Annotated in this window: 19 protein-coding genes, 1 rRNA gene and 1 riboswitch; of the genes, 11 read left to right on the top strand and 9 right to left on the bottom strand. The window is 32.0% G+C overall.

Going from position 1 to position 22,196, the window contains the following annotated elements; all coding sequences use genetic code 11:
• The first annotated feature begins 23 nt into the window (after positions 1-23).
• Both merA and B2217_RS15265 read left to right on the top strand, forming a co-directional pair.
• Complete coding sequence (gene merA / locus B2217_RS15270; RefSeq protein ID WP_291067748.1) at positions 24-1,676, top strand: mercury(II) reductase; 1,653 nt, start codon at positions 24-26, stop codon at positions 1,674-1,676.
• Between the two features lie 293 nt (positions 1,677-1,969).
• A complete protein-coding gene (locus B2217_RS15265) occupies positions 1,970-2,440 on the top strand; it encodes a hypothetical protein (protein ID WP_291065036.1) in 471 nt (156 codons plus the stop codon).
• A 155-nt stretch (positions 2,441-2,595) separates the two neighbouring features.
• On the opposite strand, the gene B2217_RS15260 is transcribed toward B2217_RS15265, so the two are convergent.
• The gene (locus B2217_RS15260; RefSeq protein WP_291123029.1) at positions 2,596-4,143 is read right to left on the bottom strand and encodes an IS1182 family transposase; all 1,548 of its coding nucleotides are present in this window, start codon (positions 4,141-4,143) and stop codon (positions 2,596-2,598) included.
• A gap of 188 nt (positions 4,144-4,331) precedes the next feature.
• Entirely contained in the window at positions 4,332-5,126 is a 795-nt protein-coding gene (locus B2217_RS15255; protein WP_291123026.1) for an alpha/beta fold hydrolase, read from the bottom strand.
• A gap of 958 nt (positions 5,127-6,084) precedes the next feature.
• A riboswitch (SAM-I-IV-variant riboswitch) is annotated at positions 6,085-6,179 on the top strand.
• Positions 6,180-6,277: 98 nt separating this feature from the next.
• Between B2217_RS15255 and B2217_RS15250 the strand changes: the two genes are divergently transcribed.
• The 5 genes from B2217_RS15250 to B2217_RS15230 all read left to right on the top strand — a co-directional run bounded on the left by B2217_RS15250 (position 6,278) and on the right by B2217_RS15230 (position 9,600).
• The gene (locus B2217_RS15250) at positions 6,278-6,832 is read left to right on the top strand and encodes a hypothetical protein (RefSeq protein ID WP_280046448.1); all 555 of its coding nucleotides are present in this window, start codon (positions 6,278-6,280) and stop codon (positions 6,830-6,832) included.
• 48 nt (positions 6,833-6,880) lie between these two features.
• The gene (locus B2217_RS15245; protein ID WP_038337190.1) at positions 6,881-7,303 is read left to right on the top strand and encodes a PaaI family thioesterase; all 423 of its coding nucleotides are present in this window, start codon (positions 6,881-6,883) and stop codon (positions 7,301-7,303) included.
• Positions 7,303-7,830, top strand: a complete 528-nt coding sequence (locus B2217_RS15240) for a DUF4269 domain-containing protein (RefSeq protein ID WP_038337206.1) — start codon at positions 7,303-7,305, stop codon at positions 7,828-7,830. Before B2217_RS15245 ends, B2217_RS15240 begins: the two co-directional genes overlap by 1 nt.
• Before the next feature lie 88 nt (positions 7,831-7,918).
• Positions 7,919-8,605 (top strand): VOC family protein, encoded by a 687-nt coding sequence (locus tag B2217_RS15235; protein ID WP_291123022.1) that lies wholly within the window; start codon positions 7,919-7,921, stop codon positions 8,603-8,605.
• Positions 8,606-8,685: 80 nt separating this feature from the next.
• A complete protein-coding gene (locus B2217_RS15230) occupies positions 8,686-9,600 on the top strand; it encodes an AEC family transporter (protein WP_038337191.1) in 915 nt (304 codons plus the stop codon).
• Positions 9,601-9,715: 115 nt separating this feature from the next.
• Here B2217_RS15230 and B2217_RS15225 read toward each other — a convergent pair whose 3' ends face one another.
• Complete coding sequence (locus tag B2217_RS15225; protein WP_291123021.1) at positions 9,716-10,462, bottom strand: dienelactone hydrolase family protein; 747 nt, start codon at positions 10,460-10,462, stop codon at positions 9,716-9,718.
• 80 nt (positions 10,463-10,542) lie between these two features.
• On the opposite strand from B2217_RS15225, the gene B2217_RS15220 reads away from it, so the two are divergent.
• Complete coding sequence (locus tag B2217_RS15220; RefSeq protein WP_115001183.1) at positions 10,543-10,959, top strand: DUF2007 domain-containing protein; 417 nt, start codon at positions 10,543-10,545, stop codon at positions 10,957-10,959.
• 59 nt (positions 10,960-11,018) lie between these two features.
• On the opposite strand, the gene B2217_RS15215 is transcribed toward B2217_RS15220, so the two are convergent.
• From B2217_RS15215 to B2217_RS15205, 3 genes are all read right to left on the bottom strand, one after another.
• Complete coding sequence (locus B2217_RS15215) at positions 11,019-12,017, bottom strand: beta-ketoacyl-ACP synthase III (RefSeq protein ID WP_115001184.1); 999 nt, start codon at positions 12,015-12,017, stop codon at positions 11,019-11,021.
• Between the two features lie 176 nt (positions 12,018-12,193).
• Complete coding sequence (locus B2217_RS15210) at positions 12,194-13,087, bottom strand: helix-turn-helix domain-containing protein (RefSeq protein ID WP_135836286.1); 894 nt, start codon at positions 13,085-13,087, stop codon at positions 12,194-12,196.
• A 101-nt stretch (positions 13,088-13,188) separates the two neighbouring features.
• A complete protein-coding gene (locus B2217_RS15205) occupies positions 13,189-14,115 on the bottom strand; it encodes a 2-hydroxyacid dehydrogenase (protein WP_280050332.1) in 927 nt (308 codons plus the stop codon).
• A 141-nt stretch (positions 14,116-14,256) separates the two neighbouring features.
• Here B2217_RS15205 and B2217_RS15200 point away from each other — a divergent pair, with 141 nt between their 5' ends.
• Positions 14,257-16,284 (top strand): M3 family metallopeptidase, encoded by a 2,028-nt coding sequence (locus B2217_RS15200; RefSeq protein WP_291066932.1) that lies wholly within the window; start codon positions 14,257-14,259, stop codon positions 16,282-16,284.
• A 55-nt stretch (positions 16,285-16,339) separates the two neighbouring features.
• On the opposite strand, the gene B2217_RS15195 is transcribed toward B2217_RS15200, so the two are convergent.
• On the bottom strand, positions 16,340-17,683 hold the full coding sequence (locus B2217_RS15195; RefSeq protein ID WP_125350465.1) for an ammonium transporter: 1,344 nt from the start codon (positions 17,681-17,683) through the stop codon (positions 16,340-16,342).
• 212 nt (positions 17,684-17,895) lie between these two features.
• Positions 17,896-18,420 carry a GNAT family N-acetyltransferase gene (locus B2217_RS15190; RefSeq protein ID WP_180904750.1) on the bottom strand — a complete coding sequence of 175 codons (525 nt, stop codon included), beginning with the start codon at positions 18,418-18,420 and terminating at the stop codon, positions 17,896-17,898.
• Between the two features lie 100 nt (positions 18,421-18,520).
• Here B2217_RS15190 and B2217_RS15185 point away from each other — a divergent pair, with 100 nt between their 5' ends.
• Complete coding sequence (locus B2217_RS15185; RefSeq protein ID WP_180904751.1) at positions 18,521-21,103, top strand: flippase-like domain-containing protein; 2,583 nt, start codon at positions 18,521-18,523, stop codon at positions 21,101-21,103.
• Positions 21,093-21,797 carry an AcvB/VirJ family lysyl-phosphatidylglycerol hydrolase gene (locus B2217_RS15180; RefSeq protein ID WP_291123016.1) on the top strand — a complete coding sequence of 235 codons (705 nt, stop codon included), beginning with the start codon at positions 21,093-21,095 and terminating at the stop codon, positions 21,795-21,797. The genes B2217_RS15185 and B2217_RS15180 overlap by 11 nt, the downstream gene beginning before the upstream one ends.
• 228 nt (positions 21,798-22,025) lie before the next feature.
• On the opposite strand, the gene rrf is transcribed toward B2217_RS15180, so the two are convergent.
• Positions 22,026-22,133 (bottom strand): 5S ribosomal RNA (gene rrf / locus B2217_RS15175).
• Between the last annotated feature and the right edge of the window lie 63 nt (positions 22,134-22,196).

Here is a 22,196-nt window from a genome sequence, read left to right as displayed (position 1 = left end):
CCTAAATAAATTAAAAAAATAAGATGAAAGAAGAAAAAATAAAATTGGAAATTGCAGGTATGACCTGCGACCATTGTGCCACAGGAATAAAAAAAATGCTTTCACAAAATGAGGGTGTTAAAGAAGCCAATGTGAGCTACCCAAAAGCTACTTGTGAATGTTCTTTTGACCCTACCAAAACAAGTAAAGAAGAAATCATCAATACCATTAACGGCACAAAAAACTATCGTGTAAAAAGTGAAATTTCTGAAAATGGAAATAGTAGGAATAATCAATTTGATTTAATCATTATCGGTGGCGGTTCGGCTGCATTTTCGGCAGCTATAAAAGCCGAAAGTTTAGGTTTAACGACCTTAATGGTAAACGGTGGTTTGGACTTTGGCGGTACTTGTGTCAACGTGGGTTGTGTGCCTTCTAAAAATCTTATTCGTGCAGGCGAGTCGGCTTATCACGCTACACATTCCAACTTTGAAGGCATCCGACCAAAAGGCGTTGATATTGATTTTGCTCAAATCATCAAAGACAAGAAAAAATTAGTAGCCACACTTCAAGAGAAAAAATATATGGATGTGGTAAGCGATTTTGAAAACCTGACTATGCTAAAAGGTTGGGCAAAATTCAAAGACAACAAAACCATTTTGGTTGACGGTAAGGAATACAAAGCCCTCAAATTTTTAATTGCTGCGGGAGCTACGACCAACATTCCGACTATTGAAGGATTGGACAAAATTGACTACTTGACCAACGTTTCCCTTTTCGACTTGGAAGAAAAACCCGAAAGCTTGACCATTATGGGAGCAGGTTACATAGGTTTGGAAATTGCAATGGCGTACAATCGTTTAGGCGTTAAAGTCCGAATCATTGAATTTACCGACCGTGTTCTACGGACACAAACCCCAGACATCAGTGAAGCATTGGAAACCCAAATGCGAAAAGAAGGCATTGAAATCTTACCTAATTTCAGAGCCGTGAAATTCGAGAAACAAGCGAATGAAACCATCATTCACTGTAAATGTCCTGACGGTTCATTTACGCAAATTATAGAAAAAGGTAAGGTAGTAATTGCCACAGGCACAAAAGCCAATACAAGCCAATTAGGGTTAGATAACATTGGTTTGGAACTCACCAAAAGCGGACATATCGCTGTGAATGAAAAAATGGAAACCAATCTACCTAACATTTACGCAGCAGGTGACGTAACCAACACCCCTGCATTTGTTTATACAGCCGCTTTTGAAGGTAAAATTGCCGTTGAAAATGCGTTCTCAGGAACAGATAATAAAGCCGATTATTCTTCTTTACCTTGGGTGGTGTTTACTGACCCACAAATTGCAGGGGCAGGTTTAGATGAAGCACAGGCAGAATCAAAAGGCATTCCGTTTGAAGTGTCAAAATTGGAACTGAAAGACGTGCCGAGAGCCATAGCAGCAAATGACACAAGGGGATTTATTAAGCTCATTCGTAACACAGAAACGGACATACTGATAGGTGCAAGAGTAGTCGCACCCGAAGGTGGAGAACTCATCCAACAATTAAGTATGGCAATCAAATACGGAATAACCGTGAAAGATTTAGCAGACAGTTTCTACCCTTATCTTACTTTGGGAGAAGGAATCAAATTAGCGGCCATAACTTTCGGAAAAGATGTATCGAAATTGAGTTGTTGCGCCAGTTAATCCGCCCCAAAGGCACACACTCTTGCAAGTCGCACCAGCCAACGCTTGACCAAAACTTGCAAGAGAGAGTGCCTTCCCTACCCCAAAAAATCCTACCTTTGAAAATTGACTAAACCGACTGAAAATAAAGGGCGAACGCACAACATTGTGTATAAGCAATAGCGGGTGAAGTGGTAAAATCAAGGTCTGTGCTTTTAATAAGCTTTGTGCTAAACTGAAAGGTTTGTACTTTCAAATCCGCTACTGCTCATACACGAAACCGTTATCTGTAATTGCAAAACCAACATCACGTAATGAAATCTGGTAGTTTAATTTTATTATTCCTGACAATATTTTTGCTCTTCTCTTGTGCAAGTCAAAATTTAAGCTACAAAGAAAAACAGATTTCCAAATTTTCTCAATTAGGATATAAAATATTACTTGAAAATAAACCAATAAATATCAAATACTATTTTTTAACTAAAAAAAATGTAAAAAAAGTTGTAAAAAATAATCAAAACAAAACAATAACAATAGAATTGAGTTCAGATACTAAATTATTGAAAGGAAAAGAATTCTTGCAAGAAATACAGCAAAATTTTAGAAATAATCGTGACTATGAACTTATTGTAATAAATGGAATTCCTTACGAAAAAAATCAAATTGATTCGATAAATTTCGATTTAAAATCATTAGATCAAGTAACTATCTTAAAACAAGAAAGCGCTAATAAAATATCACACCGTATATTTAATTCTGACATTTTAGTGTTGAAAACTAAATGAAAAATTGCAACTACAGATAACATCGGTAACTGTTGCACAACTCCAATTTACAGTAAAAAACAGAATATATGACCTCGTTTAAGCCTTTTTAAGCGAGGTTTATTTTTTGGAAATATATTAAATTGTAAAATTATAGGGGTTTAAAAACGCACTTTTTAAGTCGTGAAGGAGTACTTTTGTAAAAAGCTGTATTTCCCTTGTTTTAGGGAAACAACTTGGGCTAAAACACTCGGGATTTTGAAAATAAAGCGCAGGTATTTCTTCAAGTTGTAAGATAAACTTGACATCAAAACGTGTTTATTGGCTTGTGCCATTCCTCTGCTGTTGATTCGTTTTAGGTTAAAGAAGTTAATCAACGTTCCTAAAACTGGTTCTACTGTAGAACTTCGACGTTTAACTAACCTGCGGTGATACGCTTTATTTTGGGTGAGTTTTTCATGCATTTTATCGTACAAAGGCTTGTGAATGCTATCTTCCAACTTTTTAAACTTGGTTACTTTTCCACAACAACTTTCTCGTAAAGGACATTGTCCACAATCTTTTTGCGAACTTCTATAGCTTTTTTTTTCGTAGCCTTTGCTGTCTGTTAAAGTTCGTTTGAAAGGCAGAAAAGCTTTATTTCCTCCTTTTTGAATACATTCGTAACGGTTTTCTTTTTTATTGAAAATAAAGCCTTCTCGCTCGGGTTTATATTGTCCAAAGTTGGGAATCCAAGCGTCTAAATTATGATCTTCACAATATTGTAAACTAGCACCGCTACTGTAACCAGCATCAGCTAAAACTTCACCTATTTGTATATCGTTTTGTTTAAAATTTGATAAAGTTTGATCCATGATTTCAGAAAAGATTGTACTGTCTTTGCTACCTGCGGTACTGGCACAAGCACCTGTAATCACGTGATGTTTATCGTCAACAGCTAATTGTCCAGCATAGTTCAGTTGGCGTGGTTTACCTGGTTTGGTCGAGATTTTCGCATCAGGATCTGTTGGGCTATAATAGGTATGATTACTTAAAAACTTTGGACGAATATCTTCACCATCTTCATTTTTTTGAAGCGTTTTCACATGTCCCGGCATTCCTTTAAACGCTTCCTTTTTCCAATTATGATGTTGTTCTACCAACTTCTTTCGAGTTGATGTTACAGTTCGACTAGACTCACTGCATGCTTTGAATTCTGAATTTTCTTCCAACTCATTCACAAAAGCAAAAGCATCGTTTAGAACCTCTTTTTCAACCAGAGAATCCATACTTGCGTTTGCTTTGATAAAGGCAGAGTCTACCGCCTGACGTTTCCCTGAAACCATGCCTTTATTCACACACAGTTTTAAAACCAACTGAAACAATTGCAAGAAAACTTCTTGGCCAAATAACGCGCGCGTTCGGCTTATGGTTGAATTCCAAGGCAATTGTTCGTTCAGATCATAACCTAAAAACAAGCGAACATCCAAGCAATTGCTACAATAGCGAATCAATGCTCTGTCGCTATTGATATTATTCAAATAACCCACTAACAATATTTTAAAAAACACCACAGGATCTATACTTTCCTGACCTTGAGTTCCGTAATATTTTTGGGTGGATTTGTACAGAAAATGTAAATCTAATTCTTGATTAACGCGTCGATAAAAGTTATCAAACGGTACTAACCGATCTAAACTTAATTCATAAAAAAGTTGTGGAATAAATTCTTTTCGTCCTTGCATACAACAAAATACGAAAAATTAGTCTATTTTAGAGTTGTGCAACAAGCACAAGGGTTTTGCAAAATGGCGGGTTAAATATAAAATAGACGGATTTGAGAAATTTATCCGTTCTGCTTTTAATTTTATCTATATTATTATTTTTAAAATACATACCACTAAAAAAAGCTCCTTATCAGGAGCTTTTTGTTTTATGCGACATTATTAATAAACTCTTTTTCGAGGATACCGTCTACTATTTTTTCAACCTTATCTATGTTTGCTTTTAGTAATTCGTTGTTTTCTATCTGTTCTATTTCATGAAACTGCACATGTTTGTTGAACTCTTGCAGTTTGGCGTAATAACGTTTCAATTCTGCTTTGTTGAACAAGTTTCCGTCCTTCACATAAATCACATGTATCTTCGATTTGATGTATTGCGAAACTTGCAATATATCGCCTCTATTGCGTGATATATCTATCGAATAGAAAATAGATTTCAGGTATTCGCTTTTAGAAGTGGGCTCTTTTACCAACCAATATGTTGTCTTAGGACTTGCTGCTATCGGAATAATATTCAGCACCTTATTTGGAAACAAACATGCCATTTCCCATGCTAATCCTCCACCTAAATCTGCACCAATAATGGCAAAAATCTCGTCTACTTCCAATTCAAATAACGTCAACCAAAACAATACCGCTACATCGCGTGCTGTAATGTGATCGCGTGGTATATAGTCGTACTTTATGGTTTCGGAAACGCCATTTCCAGGAATATCTATACAGATTACCGTATACTCATTAAGATCAATTGCTTTGTTTTTCCCCATGACTCCATCCCAATGATAGGTACAATCTGAATCTCCGTGTAAGGAATGGTTAATCAAAATGACTGGAGCTGTTCCTAATGGAAGTCCAAAAAGTTGAAATGTTACCGAAACATTGTTTAAGATTGTGTTGTCCTCTAAGGGCCAAACTGGGATCGTTAATTGTTGTAAACTTTGCATTGTTTTTAATTTTATATTGGTAATTGTTGTTTTTGTTCAAAAAAAATCCCCATCGAAACTCGACGGGGAAACATAAAATATATTAAAAAATAAAATCTCTTTTTAGTATACATGACTTTCCCACGTCTGGATATTCCAAACCTGTTTGCGAATCGACATATATAAGCACGTAAACTTCATTTTTTAATTACTTTGTTATCCAAATGTATAAAATATTTTTCGGCAAACAATTAATTTTTTCTTAATTATTTGTAAAATTTTCTAAATCTCTATTTATAATAGCGAATTCGAAATATCTCTTGTTGAGAAAGCTTAGATTCTTCATTCCGCTAAAGCTCCATTCTGAATGACAATATGTAAAAAATATCTCCTTGAGGAGATTATAGAGGTGTTTTCTTAATGAGAAGCTGAAATAAATTCAACTTAACAATCTTTATTTTATTAGTTATAGCCTATTCTATAATTTGAATAAAAATTCGTCAATTCGAGTGATTTTTAGAAATGAAATGAATAAAAATTGTATCGAGAATAGAATTTTATCTTTTAAAACCTTATTCTCGATACAAAATTCTAAAAGAATTTCACTCGAATTGACGGTTTATATTGATAAAATTATCAGAATACATAACGGGTTCGTTACATTCTTTTTTATACAGAAGTATAAAAGTCTTGTCACCCTAAACTCATTTTAGGGTCACATCTAATTCAGAACATAAAAATTACAACCACATAGAGACATAGGTTTAACAATGTTGATGAATAGAGATAAATTGAAAAATGAATAAGTGAACTAGTATTACTATATATCTATATGGTAGAATATAAAAAAACAAATCAAGTAATTATTCAAAACTTTCTTCTCGAAACAAAATCCTATTTAGAATATTATTCTAAATAATCTTTTTAAAATAAAATTATTAGAATAGATTACTAGATATTCAATTTTTTATGTAGTTTTACACAGTATTTCGAATCGTAGAAAACGATACCAACCGAGAGGAGTCTCCACGGTGGTAAAACAATACGGGAGTTCATCCAAAAACAACGAAAAATCCCCTATTATCGAAATACAATAATTGTTTTATTTTAACTATTTATTGTATGTCACAAAACATTTCTGAGCTTAATTTAGCTCCTATATCAGATGAAAATTGGTCGATTTTATCAACCAACAATTACCTATTACAGTTCCTGCGCTAAAAGATCATATTGTCGAAGAATTCAAGAGAAGAGGTTTGGATTATCGTCATCTATACAATGTAAAAACAGATGAATTGAATATTAAACTTCCGCTTAGTCTGATTGATGGTTGCTTGTTCGAGCGTAATATTCCCAAACCGCCTTTGGTGGGTAATTTCTACGCTGTTGTACATAGATTGAGAAACTTTTTGCAACATAGCAAAGAATTGAACGGAAAGCGTCTTAAAACGTTTCATTATATCTTCGATCAACTTTATTTACCTTATGAATTGATTGATATTATTTCGGAAGATGATGTCAAAAATCTAACTGAAGATGATGTATTTATTACCTTCAAAAACTCGAAACAACATTTCCCGAACGATAAGATTATCAATAAAATTCCGAAAAATAATTTATTGATTACCGTCGACAAAGGGAATTATTACCGCGGTTTAGATAAAGTAATTTTGTCGCATCAAAATACAATTATCAAAGAAGAAAACTTGAATAACGTAACTGCATAACTGAAATTGCTTTCGACAAATCTCTATATTTGTTGAAAGCAATTTTATATGACGCCAGAAAAAAGAGAATTAGTAGAAGCAAGTTTTAATCGTTCGGAAACCTTAAAATTTTATAACGCATCACTTATCGAATGCGAAACGGACTATGTTTCGATTAAGATTCCGAAACAAGAAATGATGACACGTAAGCACGGAATGTTTAATGGTGCTATGATTGCTTCTTTGGTTGATGTTTCATCTGGTTATGCTGCTGTTTCTCACTATGACGACGATTGTTACGTGGTAACAGTTGAGTTAAAGGTGAATTATTTACGACCTGCTTTGGGTGATTATTTACTATCAAAAGCCTATGTCATAAAAGGCGGAAAAAAAATTAGTACCATACGCACAGAGATTTTTGTAGTTGACGAAACAACGAACAAAGAAACGCATGCTGCTACTTCTTTGGTAACTATGATGAGAATAAAATGATGCAAAATTTTCTTACCATTGATTATTTAGAACACGGAAATGAAATACAACACAATGTGTTTCATTTGTTGCGCAATCATCAAATTTTAGAAAAACTTGACACATACAAACCTATTGTCGTAGGTACAATTCCGATTGAAATCAATATTGAAAATAGTGACATTGATATTATTGGTGAAACATCTAATTTTGAAAACGCTACAAATCATTTAACCGAGAATTTTTCTCATTATTTTGAATTTAAAATCAATCAATTAACAAACAATAACGAAACTTGTTTGACGTGTAATTTTAGAATTGATGCGTTTGAAATTGAGATTTATTTAGAGAATAAGATTCCAACCGAACAAAATGCCTATCGACATATGCTCATTGAGGCGAAACTACTTGAAAAATTTGACGAATCATTCAAAAACAAAATCATCGAACTTAAAAAGAATGGTTACAAAACTGAACCTGCTTTTGCAAAAGTTCTTGAGTTAAAAGGTAATCCATATCTCGCCTTATTGGAGTATGAAGTAGATTAAATAGTTTTCTTATAACGCGATTAATTAAATCAATTCAACTTGTTATTTTCTTCTTTTTTGTTGATTTACTTTTATAAAAAATCGCAGAATGAAAATAAGAGAATTACAATTGTTTACAAATGAGTTAGAAAAAACAAAGTCATTTTATACGACTATTTTAGCTTTTGAGTTAATTGAAGAAACAGAAAATCAGTTTAGTTTACAAGTTGGTTGGACAAGATTAACTTTTGTAAAATCGGACGAAGAACATATTTATCATTTCAGTTTTTTAGTTTGTAAAAATCAATTCGAAAAGGCGTTTGATTGGATACAAAATAAAACTAAAATCCTAAACACCGATACTGATCAACATATTGCAAACTTCGAAAATTGGAATGCACAATCTTTTTATTTCTATGATGGAGGTAGAAATCTTGCTGAGATGATTACACATTATAATTTAGCTTATGAGAACGATGAAGAATTTGATCAACATTCTATTTTAGGAATTTCTGAAATTGGTTTACCTACAACTGATATTGAGGCTACCAATCAATTATTAGAAGAGAAAACAACATCTAAATTCTGGAAAGGAGATTTTGAAAAATTTGGTACTAATGGCTCAGATGAAGGGAAAATATTATTACCAAATTACTTCATTAAAACAACTTGGTTTCCTACAACTGATACAATAACTCCTACTCCATTTTCAGCTATATTGGAAAATGAAAACCATTATTCAAAAGTGATTTTCAATAATAATAAATTAAATATATCTAATCTTGCCATTTTATAAAAAATAAGCATTGAATAAAAAGTGATATCTTAAGGGTAAAAAAAAATGGGATTGTAACTTTGCATTCCAAATATCTAAAAATGGTAAACTTTATATTAATCGCAGTCTGTATAATCGCCGGAATGGTGTTTAAAGCAACAAAATCTATACATCCTGATGCTCATAAAGGGATCAATACGTGGATCTTATATTTGGCTTTACCAGCAGTCTCGTTTAAGTATTTACCAAAAGTAGAATGGTCGCAAGAAATGTTATTTCCTATCTTTTCTACTGTCATTATTGCCGTTGGAAGTTTGTTTTACATGAAATTCTACAGCAAAGCAAAAGGCTATTCGGAGCGTTCGAGAAGAACATTGGAATTGGCAAGCGGCTATAGCAATACATCTTTTATTGGCTTTCCTTTGATTTCAGCATTTTATGGAGAAAAGTATTTGAGTATTGCGATTATTTGTGATCAAACCATGTTTTTGTGCTTATCAACCATCGGAATAGTTTCTGCATTAAAAGGAGGAAGCAATGGATCTGGAGCAATAGATTCCAAATTTATCTTGAAACGATTATTTACTTTCCCTCCATTTTTGGGTTGTATAAGTGCATTGATTTTATCTCAATTTATCGACTTATCTCCTGCCGAACCATTCTTCGACAAATTAGCTGCAACCGTAGGTCCATTGGCTTTATTTTCGGTTGGATTGCAATTAAAGTTTAATGGTTGGAGAAAATTATGGTCACAAATTTCGATGTCTATGGTTTACAAATTAATGATTGCGCCTGCAGTTGTAATGCTTTTAGCCATCGTAATTGGAATAAAAGGTGATGTGGCTAAAATCTCTATTTTTGAAGCTGCTATGCCTACTTTAGTGACATCGAGTATTATTGCGGAACAATTTAAACTCAACACCAAACTAACCAATTTGATTATTGGAATCAGTATTATTGTAGGCTTTTTTACAGCTGCTTTTTGGTATGAAATGATACAATTGTTTATTCAGTAGATTTAACTGTTACAGTTTTTATTAAAATTGTATCGAGAATTAAGATAAATTTTATCTTCTAAAACCTTATTCTCGATACAAAATTCTAAAAAGAATTTCACTAGAATTGACGGTTTTATTTCAATACTTCTTTCAAAAACAATAATGTATGTTGCCAAGCTCTATCTGCCATTACTTTATTGTAATCAGGTGATTCTGGATTGGTAAATGTATGTTTTGAATTTGCGTAAGTTATCATTTGCCAATCTGTTTTTCCTTCGTTCATTTCAATTACTAAATTCGAAATATCTTCGGGTTTTACAGATTCATCTTCAGCAGGATGTTCAATCAAAACTTTTGTTTTAAGAGGAATATTTTTTCGAGCCAAATCTTTTGCTAATCCACCATGAATAGAAACAACGCCAACAACAGCTAATTGTGCACGAGCAGCTTCTAATGCGCCTGTTCCTCCAAAACAATAACCAATTACAGCAATTTTACTTGGATCTGCACCAGCTTTGATTAACTCTTTCAACGCCAAATCAATTCGTTTTTGATAAGCTGCATAATCAGACTTGTATTTTCCTGCTATTTTGGCCGCTTCCGCATTATCTTTCGGATTGTTTCCTTCTCCATAAATATCTGCAACAAACGCAATATAGCCTTCTTTTGCTAAATCTATTGCAGCTTGTTTTGCTTCGTTATCAGCTCCTTTCCAAGCCGGTAAAATCAAAACTCCTGGACTTTTCTTTGTTGTGTTATCAGTTACTAAACCGTTCAATTTTTGCGAACCATCTTTATAAGCAACTTGTTTTAGGTTTTGCGCATGTGTCGTATTCATCATCAATACAATTAAAAATAAACATTGAATTACATTTTTCATCTACTAAAAAATTTAAGACATTAAGATAAAAAGAACTAATTTTATATCGGATATTGAATTGAATATTTAACACAATTAGCATGGAACTTATTACATTAAAAACATTTGAAAGCCCTATTGAAGCACATATTTTACGTTCGAAATTAGAAAGTGAACAAATTGATGCTTTTGTTTTTGATGAACATTCGGTTGGGATGAATCAGTTTTTATCGAATGCAATTGGTGGTGTGAAAGTAAAAATTAAGAAAGAAGATACTGATCGTGCCATGAAAGTTTTAGAAGAAATTGATGCTTCAAATTACACCAATGATTTGGATGAAATTCTTGTTTGTCCAAAATGTGGAAGCAATGAGTATTACAGCAATTACAAGTCAATGAAAGGTGGAAAAGGCTTACTTTCTTTATTATCTTCTATCATATTTTGGGTCTACCCTATTTACTACAAAAACGTGTTCAAATGTAAGAAGTGTGGTGAAGAATTTAATGGTTTACAATAAAAAAAAGAACGACAAGAAATTGCCGTTCTTTATGAACAAAAATATATGATTTTTATTGATTAAATTGTCCAACGCAATAAGCTTGCACCCCAAGAGAAACCTGCGCCAAAGGCTGTCAACATCAATAAATCTCCTTTTTTTAATTTTGATGTATTTTCCCAAATACATAACGGAATCGTCGCTGCAATTGTGTTTCCGTAATTCTCAATATTGATTAAAGTTTTACCTTCTTCAATATTAATTTCATTACCAACAGCGTCAATAATTCGTTTATTTGCTTGATGCGGAACCAACCAATTTACATCTTCTACAGAAAAATCGTTGCGTTTCAAAACATTGACACACGTATCACTCATCGATTGAATTGCATTTTTGAATACAATTTTCCCATCTTGTCTAATGTAACGTTTTTCATCAACCAACAACTGTGAACTCGCTGGATACAGAGAACCACCTCCTTCTATATTCAAGAATTCTTTTCCTGTTCCGTTACTCTGTAACAAAGCGTCTAAAATTCCTTCTTCGTTTGTAGGCTCTAACCAAACTACTCCAGCTCCATCTCCAAACAAAATATTTGTCGAACGATCTTTGATGTCTACATACGCGCTGATTTTATCAGCACCAATTACCAAAACATTTTTGTAACGTCTGCTTTCAATCAACGAAGCGCCCATGTCCAACGCGTACAAAAATCCAGAACAAGCTGCATTCATATCAAATGCCCAAACATTCTCTATTCCTAACTTTTCGCATACAATATTCGCTGTAGCAGGCATCAACATATCTGGTGTAGAAGTCGCAACAATCAACGCATCAACATCTTTGATGTCTTTTTTGTATGTATCAATTAAATTCTGAATTGCACTAACCGCCATATCAGAAGTCGCTAAACCTTCCTCTAAAATACGACGTTCTTTAATTCCCGTTCTTTTTACAATCCATTCATCAGAAGTGTCTGTAATCTTTTCTAAATCGGAATTAGTTCGTTTATTCTCTGGCACATAACCACCGATTGCTGAAATATGTGCAAATATTTTTTTTGTAAAATCTACCACCATAAAATTCTTTTCATTCAAATTTCATGTATCGATTATCTACTAAAAGACGCATCAATTAAAATTTGAGCAACAAAGGTCTATCCAATTTAACAAATTAGTTAGCGAAATAAACGTAATAATATGTCAAAAAGACGTTTTTAGAAAGTTTTCACATTTGCATTGATTTACATCAATTATTAGTTAGAAGCGATGAAAGTTGTTGGCGAAACACCTGCATAATTTTTGAAAAATTTACTAAAAACTGAGGTGTCTATAAAATTTAATTCTGTCACAACATCAGAAACACTATATTTTGGGTTCTTTAGCAAGACCTTTGCTTCTAAGACAATGGCTTCGGCAATGATTTGTTTAGGCGATTTATTAAAGACTTCAACGATAATTTTGGTTAAATGCTTACGACTAATAAACATTTCATCTGCATAAAACTGTACATTACGCTGACGACGAAAATGAGTTGAAACTAAATACAAAAACTGTTTAGCTAATTCCTCCTTTCTGACTTCTTTCGTAGTACTTTTTGCCATTACAGCTTGGTTGTAGTAATTTCCCATCTCGTACATCAAGACCGAAAAATGATGTAAAACCAAATCTTTTGCAAAAATATTTTCGTTCTTGATGGTGTATTTACTAATCTTGTTCAAATTGTAACGCATATCACGTACAATCTTTTTATCTAAAGAAATGATTTTAGGATATTTAGACGACAAAAACTCTACTAAATTATTGGATTTCACGTGAAAACCAGCTTCAATAATCAAATCTGAATCAATGAAGATTGCTTGAACAGCAAAATCAACCGAGTGTTCTATAATCTCGAACAACTGACCTGGAAGAACCACAATAATATCATCACGCTTAATTAACGTTGGTTCTAAATTTACTGTGATTTCACATGTTCCTGCAGTAATTAAAATCAACCCAAGCGACGTAAACTTATAAGGTTTTCGTTTTACAAAATAATAATTGTTTTCAGGACCTACGTCAAAGATTGCTAACCGACGATCAGTTGCTTCTTCTTTGTAAGTTCTTAAAATATTATCAATTGAATAAAGTTGAATATAATCACTCATTTTTAGCTTTTATTTTTTCGAATACAATGTTAAAAGATTTTTTTGACAAGTAAAAACGTAAATGCGTCTTTTTAACAAAATCTTACGTCATTTTGGTATATCTAATATCCCCTTTCTAATGAAACTTCATTCAATAAAGTTTCGTTATTTTTCATTCTGTTGTAGTTATCTGCAACTTGTTTTAGAGCAGTTGTTGCATTTGTAACACTCGCAATATGAGGTGTTACATAAACATTTTCATTCGTCCAAAAAGGGTGATTTTCTGGTAAAGGTTCTTCTACAAAAACATCTAAATAAGCCTCTTTTATTTGTTTTTCTTCGATTGCAATTAATAAATCCTTTTCGATCAAATGTGCTCCACGACCAACATTCATCAAAACTGTATAAGCTGAACATTGTGCAAAAAAGTCTTTGTTCAAAATACCTTTTGTATCACCTGTCAAAGGCAAAATATTGACAATAAAATTAGTATTAGAAATCACAGCATTCAAGCCTTCTTTTCCAACAAAAGATTCTACTCCATTTATATTTTTAGGCGAATTCGACCAACCTTTAACTTGAAAACCTAAAGCAACAAATTGCTCTGCTACTAACTTTCCGATTTCGCCTAATCCTAAAATAGTAATAGTTGTTTCCTTGATATTTTGATAAGTAGTAGGATTCCACTCTTTACGAACTTGATCTTTATAATACGTCAATAGATTTTTCATTGAAGTCATAACACAAGCTAAAACATGTTCAAACATTTCTTGTTTCAAAGCAGGATCAACAATACGTGTCACCTTTATCGATTCCAAAATTTTGGTATGCAACAAATGGTCAATTCCTGCTCCAACTGATTGTACAACTTTTAGATTTGGAAATTCAGTCACATAATTTTTGTGCGGTTTCCAAGTTGCAATAAATTCTACATCTTTTGGATTTGAGATATTTGGATAAACTTCAACTTTCGTATCTGGCAACAATTCTTGTAAATTTCTTTGCCATTCTTCTGTTGGTTTTTGATTGAATATTAAGGCTACACTCATAATTGTTTACTTTTAAAACAAATGTAAATAACTCCAAATTAATCACACATTAAATTTGACGATTTGTCAGATTTCTTACATTTGGATTAGAATTTGAAAGAGTTCAAACAAATATATTTTAACTAAAAAAATACACTATAAATGACAAATCCGTTATTAGAAAAATTTGAAACACCTTTTGAAAGTGCTCCTTTTTCTAAAATCAAAAATGAAGATTACAAACCTGCTTTTATCCAAACAATTGAAGAGGCGAAAGCAGAAATAGATGCAATTACTGCGAATCCTGAAGCGCCAACTTTTGCAAATACAATTGAAGCAATGGAACTTTCTGGTGAAAAATTAGGACGAATTTCTTCTATTTTCTTCAACCTTAATTCTGCTGAAACGAATGATGAAATTCAAGAAATTGCACAAGAAGTTTCGCCTTTATTATCTGAATTTGGAAATGATGTTCGCTTAAATCAAGATTTATTTGAACGAATTAAAATCGTTTATAATCAAAAGGAATCGTTGATTTTAACCGATGAACAAGCTTATTTATTAGAAAAAAAATACAAAGGTTTTTCTAGAAATGGTGCAAACCTAAACGAAGAAGACAAAAATAAATTACGCGAAATAGACAAACAGCTTTCGATGTTATCGTTGCAATTTGGACAAAATGTTTTGGCTGAAACAAATGCATACGAATTGATTATTACTGATGAAAATGATTTGAAAGGTTTACCTCAATATGCTATTGATCAAGCAAAAGCCGATGCAGAACAAAAAAATCACGAAGGTTGGTTGATTACGTTGCAAGCACCAAGCTATATTCCATTTATGCAATACGCAGAAAACCGTGAATTAAGAGAAAAATTGTTTAGAGCAAATGGTGTAAAAGCTTATCAAAATAATGAATTTAATAACGAAGAAAATGTCAAAAATATCGTAAAACTTCGTCACGAACGTGCTAAAATATTAGGTTATAAAACGCATGCTGATTATGTTTTGGAAGAACGTATGGCAAAAACACCAACAACTGTTTTAGATTTCTTGAATGATTTATTAACGAAAGCAAAACCATTTGCGGAAAAAGAAATTGAGGAATTAACTGCATTTGCAAAAGAAACTGATGGGATTGAAACATTGCAACGTTGGGATCATGCGTACTATGCTGAAAAACTAAAACAGAAAAAATTCAGTCTTTCTGACGAAGAATTGAAACCTTATTTTCAGTTAGAAAATGTGATTCAAGGAGCTTTTGATGTGGCGACAAAATTATATGGAATTACATTTAAAGAAATTCATAATATTGATAAATACAACGATGAAGTAACAACTTATGAAGTTCTAGATAAAAATGGAGCGTTCTTAAGTTTATTGTATGCAGACTTTTTCCCGCGTGCAGGAAAACGCCCTGGTGCTTGGATGACAAGTTACAGAGAAGCCTCTAATGTGAATGGAAATACCAAACGTCCGCACGTTTCGATTGTTTGTAATTTTACAAAACCAACGAAAGACACCCCGTCATTATTGACATTTCAGGAAGTGACAACATTGTTCCACGAATTTGGACATGCGCTACACGGAATGTTACCAAATACAACGTACGAAAGTCTTTCTGGAACAAATGTTTATTGGGATTTTGTTGAATTACCCTCTCAATTTTACGAAAACTTTTGTTACGAACCAGAAGCTTTAAAATTATTTGCAAAACATTATCAAACAGGAGAAATTATTCCGCAAGAATTAATTGAAAAAGTAAAAGCTTCTTCAAGTTTTATGGAAGGTTATCAAACTGTTCGTCAATTGAGTTTTGGATTATTGGATATGGCTTATCATGCGAATGATTTGGCTGAAATCAATGATTTACAACAATTTGAAAAAGAAACTTTCAAACAAACAGAGTTGTATCCAGAAATTGATAAAAATATGATGAGTACATCCTTCTCTCATATTTTTCAAGGTGGATATTCATCTGGTTATTATTCATATAAATGGGCAGAAGTTTTGGATGCAGATGCCTTTGCATTCTTCCAAGAAACTGGAATTTTCAATCCAGAAACAGCTCAAAAATTCTATAAACTTTTATCATCTGGAGGAACAGTAGAACCGATGAAATTGTACGAAGAATTTAGAGGTCATAAACCAACAGCAGATGCTTTATTAAAGCGTGCTGGATTAGTATAAATTGAAAATCCGACTACAAAAAGTAGTCGGATTTTTTTATAATATCATTGTTTAATTAATGTAAACTTTCCTCGTGTTGCGACAAATCTAATCCTTCGAACTCTGCTCTATCACTCACACGTAAGTGAATCATTTTATCCGTAATATAAAATAAAGCAATCGCACCGAAAAAAGTAAATAACGAGACAAACAACAAAGCAATCATATGATGTGCAAACACATCCACCCCGCCATGTAACAAACTCGCATTTTCACCATGTGCAAAAATAGCTGTCAAAATCATTCCCATTATTCCTCCGACACCATGACATGCAAAAACATCTAAAGTATCGTCAACTCGTTTTAATACTTTCCAATGAACCATTACATTTGAGACAATAGCAGTAATAAAGCCAAAAAATATACTTTCAGGAATTGTAACAAATCCACAAGCTGGAGTGATTGCTACTAATCCAACTACAGCCCCTATACATGCTCCCATAGCAGAAACGCTACGACCATTAATTCTATCAAAAAGTATCCATGTCATCATTCCAGAAGCAGAAGCAATTGTTGTTGTTCCGAAAGCTAAAGCTGCTGTGGCATTTGCTCCCAAAGCTGAACCAGCATTGAAACCAAACCATCCGAACCATAACATTCCTGTTCCAAGCATAACAAATGGAATATTTGCAGGTTTGTGTTCTCTGTTTTTACGTTTACCTATCACCAAAGCTCCTGCCAATGCTGCAAATCCTGCACTCATATGAACAACAGTTCCTCCAGCAAAATCTTTAACTCCAAAATATTTATTCAATAAACCTTCTGGATGCCAAACCATATGACAAAGCGGTGTGTAAATGATTAAGCTAAATAAAATCATAAACAATAAATACGAAATAAAACGTACTCTTTCGGCAAAAGAACCAGTTACAAGCGCTGGTGTAATGACTGCAAATTTCATTTGAAACAATGCAAATAGAACAAATGGAATTGTAGATGCCATGTCTTTGTGTGGAAATGCTCCGACATGATTAAAAAATGGATAACTTAATGGATTACCAATAATTCCGTAATGTTCTCCATTTATTGTAAAACCAATTGATTCACCAAAAGACAGTGAAAACCCAACTACAACCCACAAAATCGAAATCACACCTAAGGCAATAAAACTTTGTAACATGGTAGAAATAACATTTCGTTTACCTACCATTCCACCATAAAAAAATGATAAACCTGGCGTCATCAATAACACCAATCCTGCAGCTGCTAAAATCCAGGCGACATCTGAATTTACAATATTTTCTTCGCTAAGGAATTCTCCTGTATTTGGAATATCTACAACTGGTTTCCAAAATAATCCAGCGAATGCAACTAGTGTTATAATTGCAAAAGCTACTTTCCATTTTAATCCAACTTTCATAAGTTTTTAATTTTAACCCTATCAAAATTAGATTATTTTTAAATAAAATCATCTATTTTCAATTACACCCTATAAAAATTAGGGGTTAAAATATTAATTTTACATTTTAAACATAATTACCCTATGTAAATTCATAAAAAAAGATTCCAAAAAAGGAATCTTTTTATCAATTTGATTATTTAGTTTTTATAAATTCTATCTGAAATCTTTAATCATGTTAAATCCTGAATAATCTTCTGAAAAGCTTTTCTTGGACTTCCATCAAAATAAACTTCGCCACAATAGTGATAACCTAACTTTTCAAAAACACGCAACATTCCAATATTATCAAAGTTGGTATCAACTTTTATATTCTGTATTTTCTTTGTAATTGCTATTTTTTCAATCTCATCCATCGTCCAAGTTCCTAAACCTTTCATCTTAATATCTTGCGCAACAGCCAATCGATGAATCACAATATATGGATCATCATTCAACCATTTTCCTTCAATTGCTGTATAAGCAGGTTCTATTTCATCAATAATTGCGACGTAACCAATGATTAGATTATCATCATTTTCAATTACATAACCAAAACCATTTGAGATATCATTTTTCACAACATCTAGATTTGGATAACCATTTTGCCATTGATCACTTCCTTCCTTCTTTCTTTTCTGAATCGCTTGTTGCAAAATTTCCCAAATTCTATCTGCATCATTCAAAATAGCTTGACGTAAATTTAATCCAGTCTCCATATCTTATTTTTATTTTCAATATAAGAGATTTTTAAGCAAATCATAAGTTTTGATATTTAATTTTTTAATAAATTGAAGTAATAAAACTAACTATCCCAACATGAGATTTCCAAAATCTATAAAATATGTAAAAATACCTTGGCAACAAGTTTTAGCAATACTTATTTTATTACTCGCATTTGTATTTTTTAGAAGCGAACGCAAAGAAATGATGCAAATTATTCCGAGTATCCAAAGCGCAAAACCTATTTGGCTGTTGATCGGTTTCGGAATTACGCTTCTCTATATTTCGCTACAAGCTGCAATGTATATCACAAGTTTCAAAGCAGTTGGTTTACCTCTTAAATTTTGGGACGCTGTCAATTTATTTCTCAAACGAAATTTTATCAGTGTTTTTTTACCAGCGGGCGGAATTAGTTCTTTGGCTTATTTACCCAAACAAATCAAAAAACAACAATTTGAAACAAATAAAATCATTCAAGCAAGTTCTATTTATGGTTTTATTGGATTATTAACGGTTTTCATCATTGGCGTTCCCATCATTATTTATAGTATTTACGTCAACAAATACTTTAATGACTCATGGATATCATTAGTTATTTTGGGCATAATTTTAATTTTGGTTTATTTCATTTATAACTCATTCAAAACCAAAAATAAATTCTATCAAATTATAGAGAATAAATTTCCAAAGATTACAGAAGAAATCAATCCAATTTTTGAAGCTTCTTTTGACAGAAAAAATATTAATCTCACGATTCTAATTTCGACAATCATCGAAATTACTGGGATTTTACATGTCTACATCGCAATGTTAGCGTTAGGCATTCAACCCACTTTTGATGCGGCGGCTTTGGCATATACGATTTCTGTTTTATTGATGATTATTTCGCCATTTTTGAGAGGTTTGGGCGCTGTAGAATTTACGATGGTGTATATTTTAACAAAATTTGGTTATTCTCACAATCAAGGTTTAGCTACAACTTTATTGTATCGCGTTTTCGAATTTTGGCTGCCTTTAGGTTTTGGATGTTTGAGTTTTATGTGGCGTGGAAGAAAACTATTTGCGCGAATTTTTCCTGCTGTTATGATTTTTACATTAGGAATGATTAATATAATTTCAGTCATCACTCCTCCTCTTGCAGAACGTTTGCATTTCGAAAAATTATATTTACCAACCGAATTCATGCATCTTTCAAAATTGATGATTCTATTTGTTGGAATTGCTTTATTGATTACATCATCTTATCTCATCAAAGGATTAAAATCTGCATGGGTTTTTGCTTTAATATTTGCTATACTTTCCCTTTTCGGAAATATTTTCAAAGCATTGGATTACGAAGAAGCTGGATTCGCATTTTTGACCATCGTACTATTAATTTACAGCAGGAATCAATACCCATTGAAAACAAATTTGAAACGATTAAGACAAGGATTCTCGATTTTCTTATTAGCATTTTTTGCGATTTTTATTTTCAATTTTTTAAGTTTTTATTTCATTGATAAACGACATTTTGGAGTAGATTTCTCTTGGAATCAAGCTTTTTATTATACATTTCAAAACTTCTTATTATTCAGTGAAAACAATTTAGTTCCGAGAACAACCTTTGCCAAAGATTTCAAAGACATCAATATCTTTTTTGGATTTAGTTCTTGGACATTATTGATTTTAGCATTTTTTAGAGCTAAAAATTATAACACAAAAGATATTCAGGATTATGAAGAAGCAGAAGAAATTGTTGAAAAATATGGAAATTCAGCATTAGATTACTTTAAATTAATGGATGATAAAACACTTTATTTTTCTTCAAATATTAATGGTTTTGTCGCGTATAAAATCGGTTTAAATTTTGCTATTGTTTTGGATAATGTTGTTTGTGATGCAAAGTATAAATCAGATTTAATTTCAGAATTTGAAAATTATTGTAGAACAAAAGGTTTGAAAACTACATATTATCGAGTTTCGGAAAATGATTTAATTGATTTTAAAAAGTTTAAAAAACAACATTTATTAATTGGACAAGAAGGAATTATTGAGGTTGATTCCTTTAATCTTCAAGGAAAAGAACGTAAATCGATGCGAAATGCATTGAATACTTTAGAGAAAAAAGGTTTTAAAACAGAGGTTATTCTACCTCCTTTGACAGAAGGATTTTTAAATGAAATTGAATCTGTTTCAAATGAGTGGTTAAAGGAATTTGATAAAAAAGAAATTGTATTTGCTGAAGGAAAATTTGAACGTGAAATTTTACAAAATCAGACTATTATTACGCTGAGAAATGAAGAAAATAAAGTAGTAACATTTCTGAATGTGATACCAGATTATGCAAAAAATGAAATGACTTACGATTTGTTTCGCAGAACTGTAGATTCGCCAAATGGTAGTATGGATGCAGTAATAATTGCATTAATTAATCACGCCAAAGAGAATCAAAAGAAATACATCAACATTGGTTTGACTCCATTAGCTGGTTTAGATAAACCAAATAATATTGCAGAACAACTAATGAAATTTGCTTATCAACGAATTGGGACGTTTAAACAATATCAAACAATGCGCAATTTCAAGGAAAAATACGCCAATTATTGGATCAATAAATACATCATTTATGCTAATGAAGTGGAACTTCTTCAACTTCCACAAGCGTTAAATAAAGTTATGAAACCTCAAGATGAAAACTAAATATTTCATATTATTTGGATTGATTATCACTACAATTGGTTTGTATATCATACGTACAAAAGGAGATGATATAGATATCAAAGATCCTTTACCGCTTAAAATATGGGAGAATAAAAATGAAACTAAACCTATCTTGTTTTATTTAAGTGGAGATGCTGGATTAGGACCTTTTTCAAAATCAATTTGTAAAAATCTTTATCAGAAAGGTTATGATATTTATGCATTAAATTCTAAAGTTTACTTTTGGCACGAAAGAGACTCTAAAAAAACTGCAGAAATATTAGCTCAATTTTTAGAAGAAAAGCTCAAACATCACAAAAATCAAGAAGTTGTATTTATCGGCTATTCTTTTGGTGCTGATGCGATTCCGTTTATTATCAATCAATTTCCTACAAAAACCAAAAACAGAATTCATCAACTTATTCTTTTAGATCCGTATGAAACAGCTGATCTTGAGATTCATTATAAAAATTTAATTTTTGAAAATGTAAGCGGAAAATGGAATACAATCCCAGAAATTAATCAACTTCCTAACCTGCATTTATCTATTATTTTAAGTGATTATGGAAAAAATTATCCCTTTAATAAAATTACTTTAACCAATAAAAACATAATCTCTTTGGGTTGTAATCATCACTTTAACCGAAATTATCAAAAAGTAACTGAGACTATTATCAAGCAACTAAGTAATTAATCATTAAATAAGAAAATATTCATTTAACATAATTACATCTTAAAATGTTCGGATTTTTTTTGATTTAAAACCTTCAAGCTCTCTTTTAATTTGTTAATCCTAAAATAAGAATGAAACTTAATCCTGATATTTAATTGAATGATTTAAAAATTATTATAATACTTTCTAGTTAACTAAAAATTTAAAACATAAAAAACCTCAAGAAATAAATCTTGAGGTTTAAATAAAAACTGGCGATGACCTACTCTCCCGCAATAGCAGTACCATTGGCACTGAAAGGCTTAACTTCTCTGTTCGGAATGGGAAGAGGTGAGCCCTTTCGTAATAATCACCCTAATATTTTTGTATTTTTAATCAGGTTTACATCCTAATGATTCGATAAAAAAGCCTCAAGAAAAT

The sequence above is a fragment of the Empedobacter sp. UBA7620 genome (genome assembly GCF_002484185.1).
GTDB lineage: Bacteria > Bacteroidota > Bacteroidia > Flavobacteriales > Weeksellaceae > Empedobacter > Empedobacter falsenii_C.
The sequence above is the reverse complement of the archived record's forward strand: the minus strand, read 5'-3'. Positions and strand labels throughout refer to the sequence as shown.